Source organism: Arthrobacter sp. Bi26 (assembly GCF_918697925.1).
In the GTDB taxonomy this organism is placed as follows: Bacteria; Actinomycetota; Actinomycetes; order Actinomycetales; family Micrococcaceae; genus Arthrobacter.
On record NZ_CAKKMF010000200.1, the window covers coordinates 1 to 1,698 of the forward strand.

Genomic DNA, 1,698 nt, shown 5'->3' on the forward strand with positions numbered 1-1,698 from the left:
GTGCAGCAGGCGGCCGGGGAGAAGCCGATTGTTCAGTGCGCTGTTCGGTGCGCGCAGGCGGAACGGCGGCAGGTGCGGGAGCACTGGCGAGGGGAGCCCCGACGTCGTTCCCGGCATAGTTCAACCGCCGCTCAACGCGGTCGATCCGGGCCGCGATGCCGCGCTCGGTCTGTTCGGAGCTGGGCAGCAGGATGCGGGCGCACAGCAGTTCCAGATGCAGGCGCGGCGAGGTGGCCCCGGTCATGTCCGTGAGCGCGGTGTTGGTGACGTCCGCGGCGCGGGAGAGCTCGGCCGCGCCGAGGTTGTGGGCCTGGTTCTGCAGGCGGGCGATCTGGTCCGCCGGCATGCCGCGGAGGATGGACTGGGCGCTTTCGGGCATTGCCTGCACGATGATGAGGTCGCGGAAGCGTTCCAGCAGGTCTTCGACGAAGCGCCGGGGATCGTGCCCGGTCTGGATGACCCGGTCCACAGCGCGGAATACCGTGGCGGAATCCGACGCGGCGACGGCCTCGACGACGTCGTCCAGCAGGGACGCGTGCGTGTAGCCCAGCAGGGCGACCGCGAGCTCGTAGTTCAGGCCGTTGGGTCCGGCGCCGGCCATGAGCTGGTCCAGCACGGAGAGGGAATCGCGCACCGAACCCCCGCCCGCGCGGATGACGAGGGAGAGCACGCCGGGCGCCACGGGGACGTTCTCCTGGGTGCAGAGCAGCTCCAGATACGCCATGAGAGGCTCCGGCGGCACCAACCGGAAGGGGTAGTGGTGCGTGCGGGAGCGGATAGTGCCGATGACCTTGTCCGGCTCCGTGGTGGCGAAGATGAACTTGATGTGTTCCGGCGGTTCTTCGACGATCTTGAGCAGGGCGTTGAAGCCGGCCGACGTGACCATGTGGGCTTCGTCGATGATGAAGATTTTGTAGCGGTCCCGGACCGGGGCGTAGGTGGCCCGTTCGCGGAGGTCGCGGGCGTCGTCGACACCGCCGTGGCTGGCGGCGTCGATCTCGATGACGTCCAGGGAGCCGGAGCCGCCGCGGGCCAGTTCGACGCAGCTGGGGCACTTGCCGCAGGGGGTGTCCGTGGGGCCCTCGGCGCAGTTCAGGCAGCGGGCCAGAATGCGGGCCGAGGTGGTTTTGCCGCAGCCGCGGGGGCCGGAAAAGAGATAGGCGTGGTTGACGCGGTTCTTGCGCAGGGCCGTCATGAGAGGCTCGGTGACATGCTCCTGCCCGATAACGTCCGCGAACGAATCGGGGCGGTATCGACGGTAGAGAGCGGTAGTAACAGTCACAGATAAACCCTACCAATCGGCACAGACATAAAAGACCCCTCATGCACCCGCCAGAGCCCGCTTACCCTTGCTACCTTCCGGTCCTGGGGGAGTTCAACAGGATGACGCCACATGAGGGGCCGTCAGCAAGTTTACCTGACGATTGGCGGTGCCTCGAATTGGCCCGTTTTGGCCCCTTATCCCCGGCGGGACATGCCCATTTTTTGCGGGCAGGACTGGGCTGGTTGGCACTATGTCCAGCCCTCGGCCGGGCTGCGGGGCATGTCCGGTGGCGGGGGAGGGCAGCGTGGGCCATGCTCATTTTTCGCGGGTAGTTGCGGGTAGTTATTGCGGCCAGCAGGGTGGATCCGGGCAATGCAGGCGGCGCTGGGGGACTGTGTCCAGCTAGTGCGTGCTGCATGGGGCATGTCCTCAGG

General features: G+C 67.1%; 1 protein-coding gene and 1 other RNA gene. Both read right to left on the reverse strand.

Going from position 1 to position 1,698, the window contains the following annotated elements; genetic code table 11:
- Positions 1-1,282: DNA polymerase III subunit gamma and tau (locus LQV16_RS23420; protein WP_229996219.1), on the reverse strand; the 1,282-nt coding region annotated here is incomplete at its 3' end.
- A gap of 27 nt (positions 1,283-1,309) precedes the next feature.
- Positions 1,310-1,406: signal recognition particle sRNA small type (gene ffs, locus LQV16_RS23425), an RNA gene on the reverse strand.
- Positions 1,407-1,698: the final 292 nt, after the last annotated feature.